Below are 14,231 nucleotides of genomic sequence, written 5' to 3'. Positions count from 1 at the left end.
AGGCCGGAGGGTGTTTCGCCCGGATTCTTCCGGGCGAAACGGCCCTTAACGCTGCCCAGAAAACGCCTGCAATGGGGCCTATGACGCGGACCACCCCTGATGCGAATCGTGTCGTCGAACCAGAACATGCGGCATTTATCGCCATCTACCCGCCTACTTGCACCGGCCGGCGCCGCGCCACTTGCCGACGATCCACCCGCCTGCTGGTACGACGGTCCACCCGCCTGCTCGCCGCGACCAACCCGCCTGCCTGTGCGGTACTCCACCCGGGACGCGGACCCGGCAAGCCCACTTCGAAAACGCCTGCTCGCCGCGATCCACCTGGCTGCGTGTTAAGAAGGGGCCCTTCCTATGCACGAGGCGTTAAGAGGGGGCCCTTCCTTACAGCAGGGCGTCGAGGGCGGCGGCGGCGAAGACGATGGTCAGGTAGGTCGTCGACCAGTGGAACAGCCGCATCGGCTTGACCGCCTCGCCCCGGCTGGCCCGACCGGCGAGCTTGTGCGCCTCGATGAGGAAGACCGCGCCGACCACCAGGGTCGGTACGCCGTAGATCGGGCTCAGGCCGAGCGCCCAGACGGCCAGCGAGGTGAGCACGGTCAGCCAGGAGAAGAGCACGATCTCGGCGTTGACCCGCCGGACGGAGGCCACTACCGGCAGCATCGGGATGCCCGCGCGGGCGTAGTCGTCCTTGTACTTCATCGCCAGCGGGTAGAAGTGCGGCAGCTGCCAGAAGAAGACCACCGCGAACAGCGCCCAGGCCATCGGCGACAGCGACCCGGTCACCGCCGCCCAGCCGATCAGCACCGGAGCCGCTCCACAGGCCCCACCCCAGAAGGTGTTCGCCGCCGTGGTGCGCTTGAGCCAGAGGGTGTAGACCACGTCGTAGTACAGGATGGCGGCCAGCGTGAGCCCGGCGGCCAGCAGGTTGGTGAAGGCCGTCATGATCGCCAACGAGACCGCCGCCAGCACCAGGCCGAAGATCAGGGCGTTGCGGGGGGTCACGGTGTGCGCCGGCAGCGGCCGACGCTTGGTCCGCCGCATCACCTCGTCGATGTCGCGGTCGACGTAGCAGTTGATCACGCTGGCCGCGCCGGCGGCGAGTGAGCCACCGACCAGCACCACGGCGACCAGCCAGAGCGACGGCATCCCGCCGTGCGCGAGCATCATCGCCGGCACGGTGGTCACCAGCAGCAGCTCGACGATCCGCGGCTTGGTCAGCGTGACGTACGCCGCCAGCACCACCCGCAGGTCCCGGGAACGGCCGGGGGTCTCCTCCGCCGCGCCCACCGGCGACTGTCCGGCAGAGTTGCGGACCGGGCGCTCGGTGATCATGCTCACGGATCGTCACCTTCCGGCGTCAGCGGGGGGAAGTTCGGGGTGGCCGGACCGGCTACGGGCCAGCACACCGCCCCACACACTACGCGCTGTCGTTTTGGCTGCCCGGGCGACCCGGCAACGGTGCGGACCGTCACACCGGGGACTGAACCTCGGCGGCGACTGAAAACGTACAGACCAGCATGCTGAGATCCTCGGGCACACGTTTAGCACCGCTCGATAGGGTCACCAGTGAGGGTTCCGCCCATCTCGCCGAGGAGCAATAACCACCGTGGCAGCCAACCGATCCACGCCCCCCGCACTCGACTGGACCGATCTCGACCGCCGTGCCGTGGACACCGTCCGCGTACTGGCCATGGACGCCGTGGAGAAATCCGGCAACGGCCACCCGGGCACCGCGATGAGTCTCGCCCCCGCGGCGTACCTACTTTTCAACCGGGTCATGCGACACAGCCCCGCCGACCCGCTGTGGCCCGGCCGGGACCGCTTCGTGCTCTCCGCCGGCCACTCCAGCCTGACCCTTTACATCCAGCTCTTCCTGGCTGGCTACCCGCTGAACCTGGACGACCTCAAGTCGCTGCGGCAGTGGGGTTCACTCACCCCGGGGCACCCCGAGCACGGCCACACCCCGGGTGTAGAGACCACCACCGGCCCGCTCGGGCAGGGTCTCGGCAACGCCGTCGGCATGGCCATGGCGGCCCGCCGCGAGCGCGGCCTGTTCGACCCGGAGGCCGAGCCCGGTGAGTCGGTCTTCGACCACCACATCTGGTGCATCGCCTCTGACGGCGACATCGAGGAGGGCATCAGCCACGAGGCCAGCGCCCTGGCCGGGCACCAACAGCTGGGCAACCTCTGCGTGATCTACGACGACAACGAGATCTCGATCGAGGACGACACCCGCATCGCCCTGAGCGAGGACGTGGCGGCCCGCTACGCGGCGTACGGCTGGCACGTACAGACGGTCGACTGGCGGCGCGGCGACGCCGACCAGGGCGACTACCACGAGGACGTCGAGGAGCTGTACCAGGCGCTGCTGGCCGCCAAGGCGGAGACCGGCCGCCCGTCGTTCATCGCGCTGCGCACCATCATCGGCTGGCCGGCGCCGAACAAGCAGAACACCGGCAAGATCCACGGTTCGGCGCTGGGCGCCGACGAGGTGGCCGCCACCAAGCGGATCCTCGGCTTCGACCCGGCCGCGTCCTTCCAGGTCAGCGAGGAGGTGCTCGCCCACAGCCGCCAGGCGCTGAGCCGGGGCGAAGCCGCACAGCAGGAGTGGACGACCGCCTTCGACGCCTGGTCCGAGGCCAACCCGCAGCGCCGCGCGCTCTACGACCGGCTGGCCGGCCGGGTCCTGCCCGAGGGCTGGACCAAGGCGCTGCCGGAGTTCCCGGCCGACGCCAAGGGCATCGCCACCCGGGCCGCCTCCGGCAAGGTGCTGGCCGCGCTCGCCCCCGTGCTGCCCGAGCTGTGGGGCGGCTCGGCCGACCTGGCCGAGAGCAACAACACCACGATGAAGGGTGAGCCCTCCTTCGTGCCCAGCCAGTACGCCACCAAGGAGTTCCCCGGCCACGAGTACGGCCGCACGCTGCACTTCGGCATCCGCGAACACGCCATGGGCGCGATCCTCAACGGCATCGCCCTGCACGGCGGCACCCGCCCCTACGGCGGCACCTTCCTGGTGTTCAGCGACTACATGCGCCCCTCGGTGCGGCTGGCCGCGCTGATGAAGCTGCCGGTCATCTACGTCTGGACGCACGACTCCATCGGGCTCGGCGAGGACGGCCCGACCCACCAGCCGGTGGAGCACCTCACCGCGCTGCGGGCCATCCCCGGCCTGGACGTGGTCCGCCCCGCCGACGCCAACGAGACGGCGTGGGCCTGGCGGCGGGCGCTGGAGAACACCGACCGGCCGACGGCGCTGGCGCTGAGCCGCCAGGCGCTGCCCACCCTGGACCGGTCCCAACTGGCCGGGGCCGACGGCGTCGCCAGGGGCGGCTACGTGCTCGCCGAGGCGTCCAACGCCAAGCCGCAGGTGATCCTCGTCGGCACCGGCTCGGAGGTGCAGCTCTGCCTGACCGCTCGGGAGCGGCTGGAGGCCGACGGCACGCCCACCCGGGTGGTCTCGATGCCCTGCCAGGAGTGGTTCTTCGAGCAGGACGAGGCGTACCGGGAGTCGGTGCTGCCGCGCGGGATCAAGGCCCGGGTGAGCGTGGAGGCGGGCATCGCGATGTCCTGGCGCGCGATCGTCGGCGACTGCGGCGAGAGCGTCAGCCTCGAGCACTACGGCGCGAGTGCCCCGCACTCCGTGCTCTTCGAACAGTTCGGCTTCACTCCGGACCGGATCGTCGCCGCCGCGCACGCGGCGCTGACCCGGGTCGGTGACATCACCGGTTTCACGACCGGCAACTGAGGGGAGCGTTGGCCACATGACGACCGACCGGCTGGGCGAGCTGACCGCTGCGGGAGTGGCGGTCTGGCTCGACGATCTTTCCCGGGTACGACTGAGCTCCGGCGGGCTGGACCAGCTGCGCCGGGAGAAGCACGTCGTCGGGGTGACCACCAACCCGACGATCTTCGCGAAGGCGTTGAGCGACGCCGACGAGTACGACTGGCAGCTGCGCGACCTGGCCACCCGAGGCATCGAGGTCGAGGAGGCGGTCCGCATGCTCACCACGTACGACGTACGGTGGGCCTGCGACGTGATGCGCCCGGAGTACGACGCCAGCGCAGGCGTCGACGGCCGGGTCTCCATCGAGGTGGACCCGCGACTGGCCCACGAGGCGCCGCGTACCGTCGCTGAGGCCAAGGCACTGTGGTGGCTGGTGGACCGGCCGAACCTGTTCATCAAGATCCCGGCGACCGAGGCCGGCCTGCCGGCGATCACCGCCACGCTGGCCGAGGGGATCAGCGTCAACGTCACCCTCATCTTCGGGCTGGACCGCTACTCGCAGGTGATGGAGGCCTTCCTCGCCGGCATGGAGCAGGCCAGGGCCAACGGTCACGACCTGTCGAAGATCGGCTCGGTGGCCTCGTTCTTCGTCTCCCGGGTCGACACCGAGGTGGACAAGCGACTGGACCGGATCGCCGGCGAGGCGTCGGACAGCGCGGGCAAGGAGCGCGCGCTGGGACTCAAGGGACGGGCCGCGGTGGCCAACGCCCGACTGGCCTACGAGCGCTACAGCGAAGTCTTCTCCTCCGACCGCTGGCAGGCCCTGGCCAGCGCCGGGGCGCACCCGCAGCGTCCGCTCTGGGCGTCCACCTCGACCAAGAACCCGGACTACCGGGACGTGATCTACGTCGAGGAACTGATCGCCACCGGCACGGTCAACACCATGCCGGAACCGGTCGTCCACGCCTACGCCGAGCACGGCGAGACCCGCCCCGACACCGTCACCGGCGCGTACGACGACGCCCGGCAGGTCTTCGCGGACCTCGCATCGGTGGGCGTGGACATGGCCGACGTGATCGACACCCTGGAACGTGAGGGCGTGGAGAAGTTCGAGGCGAGCTGGAACGAGTTGCTCGACGGCGTCCGCAAGTCGCTGGCCGCCGCCGGGCAGGGCACCGACAGTCCGGGCGAGGCCGCCCGGAACAACGCCGACGCCGCCGCGCGGGCCGGAGGAAATGCGTGACGGTGCTCTCCGGCCCCACCCACGCCGCCACCCCGTTCGGGTGGCGGCGTGGGTGACCTGCTGGACGCACCCGGCGAGGCCGGCGGCGGTCTCGCGGTGTACGGCGCACGGATCGTCGACGCCAACGCGCCGGCCTCCGTTCGGCAGGCGCTGGTCGACGCCGACGTACCGGGCCGGCTGGCCGCGGGGGACCCGACGTTGTGGGGTCCGCCGGCGGCTGGCGCCGCAGCCGGGCCGGGTCGGCTCGACACCCACCACCGCGTCCGCGAGCTGCTCCCCCAGTTCGCGGAGCTGACGACGGAGCTGGCCGACCTGGACCACGTGGTGCTCACCGGCACGGGTGACGCGACGCTCGCGGCCGAGGCCGTAGCGCGGACCACGGGCCGGCCGCTGACCGTGCTCGACACGGCCGACCCCGGCCAGGTCCGCGCCACGCTGGCCGATCGGCTGGCCCGCACCGTGGTCGTGCTGGCCGGCCGCTCCGACGACACGGTGCAGCTCGACAGCTACCGGCGCGCCTACCGGCAGGCGTTCCTGGACGCGGGGATGACCGAGGCCGAGGCGGGGCGACACTTCGTCGTCGTCACCGCCCCGGGTTCCCCGCTGGAGGCGGTCGCCGCCGAACTGGGCGCGATCACCGTGCCGGCCGACCCCGGGGTGGCCGATCACTCCCGCGCGCTGACCGCGTACGGACTGGTCGCCTGCGCGCTGGCCGGCGTCGCCGTGGCCGACCTGCTCGACCAGGCCGAGGAGTTCGCGCCGTCACTGGGCCGGCCGGAGGACAACCCCGCCCTGGCGCTCGGCACCGCGTTGGCCGCCGCCGCGACGACCGGGCGGGACAAGGTCGCGCTGGTCGCCGACGGCAGCGGCCTGGAAGGGCTCGGCGAGTGGGTGGCGCAGTTGCTCGCCGACACCGGCCGGGACGGTCTCGGCATCCTGCCGGTGGTGGTCGAGTCGCCGGAAGCTCCCGGGGTGTCCGGCGCCGACGTGCTCACCGTCAGCTACGGCGGTGCGCTCACCGCCGGCGACGTGCCCGCCGCCGGCCCGGCGGCCGACATCGCGGTCAACGGCCCGCTCGGCGCCCAGTTCCTGGCCTGGCAGTACGCCGCCGCGGTCGCCGCCACCGTGCTCGGGGTCGGCCCGTTCGACGCGCCGGCCGTGAGGACCGGCGAGCGGATCCCGACGGTCCCGGTCGAGCCGCCGAGACAGGCGCCGTCGGCCGTCCAGGGTGCGATCGAGGTGTACGCTCCGCCGGGCGCCCCGGCCGACCTCGCCGGTGCCCTGCGCCACCTGCTGCACGGCTTGGGCGAGGAGGGCCACCTGGCGGTGGTCGCGTACCTCGACCGGCACGCCGACGTCGCCGCGGCCCGGCTGCGTCCGCTGCTGGCCGACGCCACCGGGCGGCCGGTCACCTTCGGTTGGGGATCGCGCCACCGTCACCTCATCGAGCGGTACCACGCGGACGGCCCACAGGTGGGTAGTTTTCTTCAAGTGACCGGTACGGTCAACGTTGATCTGCCGGTGCCCGGACGGCCGTACTCCTTCGGGGAACTACAGGCGGCGCAGGCCGCCGGCGACCGCCAGGCCCTGGCCGGTCGCGAACGCCCGCTGCTGCACCTGCACCTGACCGACCGGACGAGGGGCCTGGCCCAACTGTTCGACGCGGTCGGGTCGCTGCGGGCATGACGATGGACGACGTGGACGAGCGGAGCGAGGAGGCGGCGTGAACCCGCTGCGCGACCCGCAGGACCGGCGACTGCCGCGGATCCCGGAGCCCTGTGCTCTGGTGATCTTCGGAGTGACCGGTGACCTGGCCCAGAAGAAACTGCTTCCGGCGGTGTACGACCTGGCCAACCGGGGGCTGCTGCCGCCCGGCTTCGTGGTCGTCGGGTTCGCCCGACGAGACTGGGCCGACGGCGACTTCGCGTCGCTGGCCCACGACGCGGCCAAGGCACACTCCCGCACCCCGTGGCGGGAGGAGGTCTGGTCACGGCTGGAGCAGAACATCAAGTTCGTCGGCGGCTCGTTCGACGACGACGCCGCCTTCGACCGGCTCGCCAACTGCATCGAGTCCCTGCGGGACAGCCACGGCATCCACGGCAACGCGGCCTTCTACTTCTCCATCCCACCGGCGGCCTTCCCGGTCGTACTCAAGCAGCTGGCCCGCACCGGCATGGCCGACAACGAGAAGTGCGGCGGCTGGCGCCGGGTGGTGGTGGAGAAGCCGTTCGGGCACGACCTGTCCTCGGCCAAGGCGCTCAACGACCTGGTCGACGACGTGTTCACCCGGCAGGACGTGTTCCGCATCGACCACTACCTGGGCAAGGAGACGGTCCAGAACATCCTCGCCCTACGCTTCGCCAACAGCCTCTTCGAGCCCCTGTGGAACTCGCAGTACGTCGACTCGGTGCAGATCACCATGGCCGAGGATGTCGGGATCGGCAGCCGGGCCGGCTTCTACGACTCGGTCGGCACCGCCCGCGACGTGTTGCAGAACCACCTGCTGCAACTGCTGGCCCTGGTCGCCATGGAGGAGCCGACCAGCTTCGACGCCGACGAGATCCGGGCCGAAAAGCTGAAGGTGCTCAAGGCGATCACCCTGCCGCAGGACGTCACGGAGGGCACCGTACGCGGGCAGTACCTGCCCGGCTGGGTCGGTGGCCAGCGGGCCAAGGGCTACCTGGAGGAGGACGGGGTCCCGTCGACCTCGATCACCGAGACGTACGTGGCGGTCCGGCTCGGCATCCAGAACCGCCGCTGGGCCGAGGTGCCGTTCTACATCCGGGCCGGCAAGCGGCTGCCGCGGCGGGTCACCGAAGTCGCGGTGATCTTCAAGAAGGCGCCGCACCTGCCGTTCAACCCGGCCGACATGGAGATGCTCGGCAACAACCAGTTGGTCATCCGGGTGCAGCCGGACGAAGGTGTGGTGCTCAAATTCGGCTCCAAGGTGCCGGGCACCACCATGGAGGTCCGCGACATCGCGATGGACTTCCAGTACGGCGAGGCGTTCACCGAGGCCAGCCCGGAGGCGTACGAGCGGCTGGTGCTGGACGTGCTGGTCGGCGACCGGACGCTCTTCCCGGACGCCGCCGAGGTCGAACAGAGCTGGGCCGTGGTGGACCCGCTGGAACACGCCTGGGAGGGCACGAAGCCGGAGCCCTACCGCGCCGGCGAGTGGGGCCCACGGGCCGCCGACGAGATGCTGGCCCGCGAGGGCCGGGCTTGGAGACGAGCATGATCGGACTGTGGGACACCACCGGCAACGAGGTGGTCAAGGCACTCGCCGCCGAGCGACGCAGCGCCGGTGGGGTGGCCAGCGGCATGGCGCTGACCCTGATCGTGGTGGTGGACGAGAAGCGGGTCCGCGACGCGGAGGCCGCAGCCACCATCGCCGCCGCCGCGCACCCGTGCCGGCTGCTGGTGGTCGTCCGCTCCGACGTGGAGCGGGACCGCAGCCGGCTGGACGCGGAGATCGTCGTGGGTGGGCGGCTCGGCCCGTGCGAGGCGGTGGTCATGCGGATGTACGGGCGGCTGGCCCTGCACGCCGAATCGGTGGTGATGCCGCTGCTGGCGCCGGACGTGCCCGTGGTCACCTGGTGGCACGGCGAACCGCCGGACGAGATCGCCACCGACTTCCTCGGGGTGGTCGCCGATCGGCGGATCACCGACAGCGCCCAGGCCCCCGACCCGATCGAGGCGCTTCGGCAGCGTGCCCGCGACTACGCCCCGGGCGACACCGACCTCGCCTGGACGCGGATCACCCCGTGGCGCACCCTGGTCGCCGGTGCGTTCGACACCACCGAGGCGCAGCTCACCGAGGCCGTGGTGGTCGCGCCGCCGACCGACCCGACCGCCGCGTTGATGCGCGGCTGGCTGCGCAGCCGGCTGGGCATCAAACCGCGTTGGGAGCGCACCCGGGAGTTCCCGCGCATGCGCGAGGTGCAACTGCGCTGCGCCAACGGCGACGAGCTGACGCTGACCCGTGACGACAGCATGGCCGTCTTCCGGCGCACCGGCCAGGATGACCGGACGCTGCCGCTGGTCCGCCGGCCACTCGGTGACGAACTCGCCGAGGAACTGCGCCGGCTCGGCTCCGACCAGGTGTACGCGGACGCGCTGGGTGCCTTCGCCGGTCTGACCAACCTGGACCGGCGGCCCGGCCGGCGGGTGCACGTCTGGAAGGATCCGGCCACCGCCCAACGGGCCGAGGCGGGCGTCACCGCGCACGCCACGACCAACAGCGGATCCTGACATCTCCATCAATGGCACGACACGACCGCCGCGCGGTCGCGGAAGGACCACCCATGAATGAGGCGAGTGTTGCCGTACATGCGGACGCCGACCTGCTGGCGCAGGCCGTCGCGGCCCGGCTGGTGGTACGGCTGCTCGACGCGCAAGCCGCGCGTGGCGAGGCGTCGGTGGTGCTCACCGGCGGCCGGATCGCCGCGGCGGTCTACCGGGCGGTGGCCGCGCTGCCGGCCGCCGACGCCGTCGACTGGTCCCGGGTCGACGTGTGGTGGGGCGACGAACGCTTCCTGCCCGCCGGCGACCCGGAGCGCAACGAAACCCAGGCCCGCGCGGCGCTGCTGGACGGGCTGCCGCTCGATCCGGCCCGGGTCCACCCGATGCCCGCCTCCGAGGCCGGAGCCGGCCCGGAGGAGGCCGCCGCCCGGTACGCGGACGAACTCGCCCAGGCGGCCCGGCCCGGCACCGCCGTGCTGCCCCACTTCGACGTGCTGCTGCTCGGCGTGGGCGAGGACGGGCACGTCGCCTCGGTCTTCCCGGGTCACCCGGTGCACCACGAGAGCCGCCCGGTCAGCGCGGTCCGGGGCAGCCCGAAGCCGCCGCCGGTACGCGTCACCCTCACCCTGCCGGCGATCAACACCGCCGAGGAGGTGTGGCTGGTGGCCGGCGGCGCCGACAAGGCTCACGCGGTCGGCATGGCCCTGGCCGGCGCCGGGCCGGTGCAGATTCCCGCGGCCGGGGTGCAGGGCACCAGCCGTACCCTCTGGCTGCTCGACCGCGCCGCCGCCGCTTCCGTCCCCACCCGCTTCCGCAGCCTCCGCTGACGTGAAAGGAAGGGCCCCCTTTTAACGCCTCGTGTATTAAAAGGGCCCCTTTCTAACACCGGCCACCGCGCGCACCGGCGACGGGCGCGCGACGGGCGGGCGGCGGGTGCGCGACGGGCGGGCGGCGGGTGCGCGACGGGCGGCGACGGACGGCGGGCGGGCGGGGCGGCGACGGCGGTGTCAGCGGAGGCCACGACGGCGACGCAGGGCGGCGAGCGCCTCCGCGAGAATCGCCTCACCCTCGGCGTCGGTACGTCGCTCCTTGACGTACGCCAGATGGGTCTTGTAGGGCTCGGCCCGGGTCCGGGCCGGCGGATCCTGCGCGTCCTGGCCGGCGGGTTGGCCGCAGCGGGGGCAGTCCCAGACGGGCGGGGCCGCCACGTCGGCGACGATGCGGATGTCGGTGCGGTGCCCGTTGCGGCACCAGTAGCTGACCGACCGGCACGGGACCGGCTTGTGACGTTCGGGGTGGCGTGCAGGCGCGGACCCGACGCGGGTGCCCCGGATGGCGTGGCCGTTCGACACGGCGCTGACTCCTGTCGTGGGAGGGGACCGCCGTCGAGGGGTGGGCGGCGGGCGACGCGGTGCAGCGGGTGAAACGAACTGCGCGCGGCTCGTCGGGTGACGAACCGCGCGCAGATTGTACGACCAGATGGCCTGCTCAGACTCCTGTGCCTACCTGAAGGCGGAGCCAGAGGCCGAGCCCGACAATACAGGCGAACCAGACGATGCCCACCAGAACGGTGTAGCGGTCAAGGTTCTTCTCGGCCACTGACGACCCAGCCAGGCTGGAGCTGACGCCACCGCCGAACATGCTGGACATCCCACCGCCCTTGCCGCGGTGCAACAGGATCAGCAGGGTGAGCAGAACGCTCGTGGTGACCAGCAACACGATCATCGTGTAGGCGAACCAGATCGGCATGGCGGGGGTCAGTCCTCTCGTTACGATCCTCGCCCGGGCAGTTCGGGCACGGCGGCACCGACCGGCGGACGGGCGGAATCAAGGATAGCGAGCGATCAGCCGGAGATGTGCTCCGGGAACCGGCAGATCTTCGCGAACTCCTCGGCGTCCAGGCTGGCGCCACCGATCAGGGCGCCGTCCACGTCCGGCTGGGCCATGATCGCGGCGATGTTGGACGACTTCACCGAGCCGCCGTAGAGAACCCGGACCTGCTCGGCCGTGCCCTGGTCGAAGGTCTCGGCCAGACGGGCCCGCACCGCGCCGCAGACCTCCTGGGCGTCCTCCGGGGTGGCCGTCTTGCCGGTGCCGATCGCCCACACCGGCTCGTACGCGACCACGACCTTGGTGACCTGCTCGGCCGGCAGCCCCTTGAGCGCCGCGTCAAGCTGGTCAGAGCAGTGCGCGACGTGTCCGCCCTGCTCCCGGACGTCCAGCCCCTCGCCCACGCAGAGGATCGGGGTGAGCCCGTGCGTCAGCGCCGCCTGCACCTTGGCCCGCACCTGGGCGTCGTTCTCGTGGTGGTAGGCCCGCCGCTCGGAGTGCCCGACCACCACGTACGTGCAGCCCAGCTTGGCCAGCATCGGCCCGGAGATGTCCCCGGTGTACGCGCCGGACGCGTGCGGCGACAGATCCTGCGCACCGTAGCCGATCAGCAGCTTGTCGCCCTCCACCACGCTCTGCACCGTACGCAGGTCGGTGAAGGGCGGCAGGACCACCGTCTCCACCTCGGTCAGCTGCTTCTCGGTGAGGCTGGCCGCCAGCTTCTGCACCAGCAGGTTCGCCTCGAGGTGGTTGAGGTTCATCTTCCAGTTGCCGGCCATCAACGGCCGGCGGGGGGCGCTCGTCATCAGTTCTCCAGAGCCGCGATGCCGGGGAGGGTCTTGCCCTCCAGGTACTCCAGGGAGGCGCCGCCGCCGGTGGAGATGTGGCCAAAGGCCTTCTCGTCCAGCCCCAGCGCCCGCACCGCCGCAGCCGAGTCGCCACCACCGACGACGCTGAACGCCTCGGAACCGGCGATCGCCTCGGCGACGCCCCGGGTGCCGGCCGCGAACGCGGGCATCTCGAACACGCCCATCGGGCCGTTCCAGAAAATGGTCCGGGTGCCGGTCTTGAGCGCGGCGGCGAAACCGGCCACCGTCTCCGGCCCGATGTCGAGCCCGACCCGGTGGCTGGGGATGCCGTCCGCGGGGACCACGTCGTGCGCAGCGTCCGGAGCGAAGGCGTCGGCGGCCACCACGTCGACCGGGAGCATGATCTTGCCTTCGGAGCGCTCCAGCAGGTTGCGGCAGGTCTCGACCATGTCCTTCTCGAGCAGCGAGGTGCCCACCTCGTGGCCCTGCGCCTTGAGGAAGGTGAAGCACATGCCGCCGCCGATGAGCAGCCGGTCCACGGTCGGCAGCAGCGCCTCGATCACGGCGAGCTTGTCGGAGACCTTGGACCCGCCGAGCACCACCACGTACGGCCGTTCGGGCTGGCCGGTGAGCGTGGAGAGCACCTCCACCTCGCGCAGCACCAGGCGGCCGGCGACATGCGGCAGGCGCGCCGGTACGTCGTACACACTGGCGTGCTTGCGGTGCACGGCGCCGAACGCGTCGTCGACGTACGCGTCGCCGAACGCGGCGAGTTGGTCGGCGAAGGCGCCCCGCTCGGTGTCGTCCTTGCTGGTCTCCCCCTTGTTGAAGCGGAGGTTCTCCAGCAGCGCGACCTCGCCGTCGGCGAGCTGCGCCACGGTGGCCCGGGCCGACTCGCCCACGGTGTCGGTGGCGAAGTGCACCGACACGCCGAGCAGTTCGCCGAGCCGCCCGGCGACCGGGCCGAGGCTGAACTGTGGATCCGGCGAGCCCTTGGGCCGACCCAGGTGCGAGCAGACGACCACCTTGGCGCCGGCCTCGGTCAGCGCCCCCAGCGTCGGCAGCACCGCCCGGATCCGGCCATCGTCGGTGATCTCGCCGGTCTGCTTGTCGAGCGGGACGTTCAGGTCGGCACGCACCAGCACGCGCCGACCCGACACCCCCTCGGCGAGCAGGTCGTCGAGGGTACGGATGCTCACAGCGACGAACCAACCAGCTTCACGAGGTCGAGAAGGCGGTTGGAGTAGCCCCACTCGTTGTCGTACCAGCCGACCACCTTGACCTGGTCGCCGATGACCTTGGTAAGCGGGGCGTCGAAGATGCACGACGCCGGGTCGGTGACGATGTCGGCGGAGACGATCGGGTCCTCGTTGTAGGTCAGGAGGCCCCGCATCGGCCCGTCCGCGGCGGCCTTCAGCGCCGCGTTCACCTCGTCCACCGTGGTCTCCCGGCTGACGGTGACGGTGAGGTCGGTGGCGGAACCGGTGGGGATCGGCACCCGCAGCGCGTACCCGTCTAGCTTGCCCTTGAGGTCCGGCAGCACCAGGCCGATGGCCTTCGCGGCGCCGGTCGAGGTCGGCACGATGTTGATCCCGGCGGCGCGGGCCCGGCGCAGGTCCTTGTGCGGCGCGTCCTGGAGGTTCTGGTCCTGGGTGTAGGCGTGGACGGTGGTCATCAGGCCACGCTGGATGCCGAACGTGTCGTGCAGGACCTTCGCCATCGGCGCCAGGCAGTTGGTGGTGCAGGAGGCGTTCGAGATGATGTTGTGCTTGGCGGGGTCGTAGAGGCCATCGTTGACGCCCATCACGATGGTGACGTCCTCGTTCTTGGCCGGCGCCGAGATGATGACCTTCTTGGCTCCACCGTCGATGTGCGCCTTGGCCTTGGTGGCGTCGGTGAAGAAACCGGTGGACTCGATGACCACGTCCGCGCCGACGTCGCCCCACGGCAGCGCCGCCGGGTCCTTCTCGGCGTACGCCTTGATGCTCTTGCCGCCCACGGTGATCTCGTTGGCGGTGGCCTTGACCTCCTGCGGGAGGCGGCCCAGGATGCTGTCGTACTTGACAAGGTGGGCGAGCGTGCCGTTGTCGGTGAGATCGTTGACCGCGACGACCTCGACGTCAGCGCCGGAGGCCAGCACTGCCCGGAAGAAGTTGCGGCCGATTCGGCCGAAGCCGTTGATGCCAACCCGGATGGTCACAGGTCCCATCTCCTCGCGTTCTGGTCCGCCGGCGTGGAGACCCTCGGCCGGCGAAGTGATGTGCGCCGACCGTTTGAGCCGGCCGTTTGACGATTCATCTCGGCCACCCCGCCGCGGTCCGAGGGACCAGACCGCCGTGAGGCGGTGGGTACGGCGGGAGCGCCGCTGCCGGCTCCCTTGCCG

General features: G+C 71.5%; 12 protein-coding genes. 6 read left to right on the top strand and 6 right to left on the bottom strand.

Going from position 1 to position 14,231, the window contains the following annotated elements; genetic code table 11:
* Window positions 1-381 precede the first annotated feature (381 nt).
* On the bottom strand, window positions 382-1,338 hold the full coding sequence (locus Vqi01_RS14065) for a heme o synthase (protein WP_204035230.1): 957 nt from the start codon (window positions 1,336-1,338) through the stop codon (window positions 382-384).
* A 268-nt stretch (window positions 1,339-1,606) separates the two neighbouring features.
* On the opposite strand from Vqi01_RS14065, the gene tkt reads away from it, so the two are divergent.
* From tkt to pgl, 6 genes are read left to right on the top strand one after another with little or no spacing between them, the layout of a single operon-like run.
* The gene (tkt, locus tag Vqi01_RS14060; RefSeq protein WP_204035229.1) at window positions 1,607-3,745 is read left to right on the top strand and encodes a transketolase; all 2,139 of its coding nucleotides are present in this window, start codon (window positions 1,607-1,609) and stop codon (window positions 3,743-3,745) included.
* A 16-nt stretch (window positions 3,746-3,761) separates the two neighbouring features.
* A complete protein-coding gene (tal, locus tag Vqi01_RS14055) occupies window positions 3,762-4,967 on the top strand; it encodes a transaldolase (RefSeq protein WP_204035228.1) in 1,206 nt (401 codons plus the stop codon).
* Window positions 4,968-5,015: 48 nt separating this feature from the next.
* Window positions 5,016-6,653, top strand: a complete 1,638-nt coding sequence (locus tag Vqi01_RS14050) for a glucose-6-phosphate isomerase (RefSeq protein WP_204035227.1) — start codon at window positions 5,016-5,018, stop codon at window positions 6,651-6,653.
* A gap of 37 nt (window positions 6,654-6,690) precedes the next feature.
* Window positions 6,691-8,205 (top strand): glucose-6-phosphate dehydrogenase, encoded by a 1,515-nt coding sequence (zwf, locus tag Vqi01_RS14045; protein WP_204035226.1) that lies wholly within the window; start codon window positions 6,691-6,693, stop codon window positions 8,203-8,205.
* A complete protein-coding gene (locus tag Vqi01_RS14040) occupies window positions 8,202-9,218 on the top strand; it encodes a glucose-6-phosphate dehydrogenase assembly protein OpcA (RefSeq protein ID WP_204035225.1) in 1,017 nt (338 codons plus the stop codon). Before zwf ends, Vqi01_RS14040 begins: the two co-directional genes overlap by 4 nt.
* A gap of 53 nt (window positions 9,219-9,271) precedes the next feature.
* Window positions 9,272-10,036: a 6-phosphogluconolactonase gene (pgl, locus tag Vqi01_RS14035; RefSeq protein ID WP_204035224.1), complete on the top strand. Its 765-nt coding sequence runs from the start codon at window positions 9,272-9,274 to the stop codon at window positions 10,034-10,036.
* Between the two features lie 180 nt (window positions 10,037-10,216).
* Here pgl and Vqi01_RS14030 read toward each other — a convergent pair whose 3' ends face one another.
* The 5 genes from Vqi01_RS14030 to gap all read right to left on the bottom strand — a co-directional run bounded on the left by Vqi01_RS14030 (window position 10,217) and on the right by gap (window position 14,048).
* Window positions 10,217-10,561 (bottom strand): RNA polymerase-binding protein RbpA, encoded by a 345-nt coding sequence (locus Vqi01_RS14030; protein ID WP_204035223.1) that lies wholly within the window; start codon window positions 10,559-10,561, stop codon window positions 10,217-10,219.
* Between the two features lie 136 nt (window positions 10,562-10,697).
* Entirely contained in the window at window positions 10,698-10,958 is a 261-nt protein-coding gene (secG, locus tag Vqi01_RS14025) for a preprotein translocase subunit SecG (protein WP_204035222.1), read from the bottom strand.
* 95 nt (window positions 10,959-11,053) lie between these two features.
* Window positions 11,054-11,845 (bottom strand): triose-phosphate isomerase, encoded by a 792-nt coding sequence (gene tpiA / locus Vqi01_RS14020; protein ID WP_204035221.1) that lies wholly within the window; start codon window positions 11,843-11,845, stop codon window positions 11,054-11,056.
* Window positions 11,845-13,047, bottom strand: a complete 1,203-nt coding sequence (locus Vqi01_RS14015; protein WP_204035220.1) for a phosphoglycerate kinase — start codon at window positions 13,045-13,047, stop codon at window positions 11,845-11,847. The genes tpiA and Vqi01_RS14015 overlap by 1 nt, the downstream gene beginning before the upstream one ends.
* On the bottom strand, window positions 13,044-14,048 hold the full coding sequence (gap, locus tag Vqi01_RS14010; protein WP_204035219.1) for a type I glyceraldehyde-3-phosphate dehydrogenase: 1,005 nt from the start codon (window positions 14,046-14,048) through the stop codon (window positions 13,044-13,046). Before gap ends, Vqi01_RS14015 begins: the two co-directional genes overlap by 4 nt.
* Between the last annotated feature and the right edge of the window lie 183 nt (window positions 14,049-14,231).

This window comes from Micromonospora qiuiae (assembly GCF_016863555.1).
Lineage (GTDB): Bacteria > Actinomycetota > Actinomycetes > Mycobacteriales > Micromonosporaceae > Micromonospora > Micromonospora qiuiae.
The sequence above is the reverse complement of the archived record's forward strand: the minus strand, read 5'-3'. Positions and strand labels throughout refer to the sequence as shown.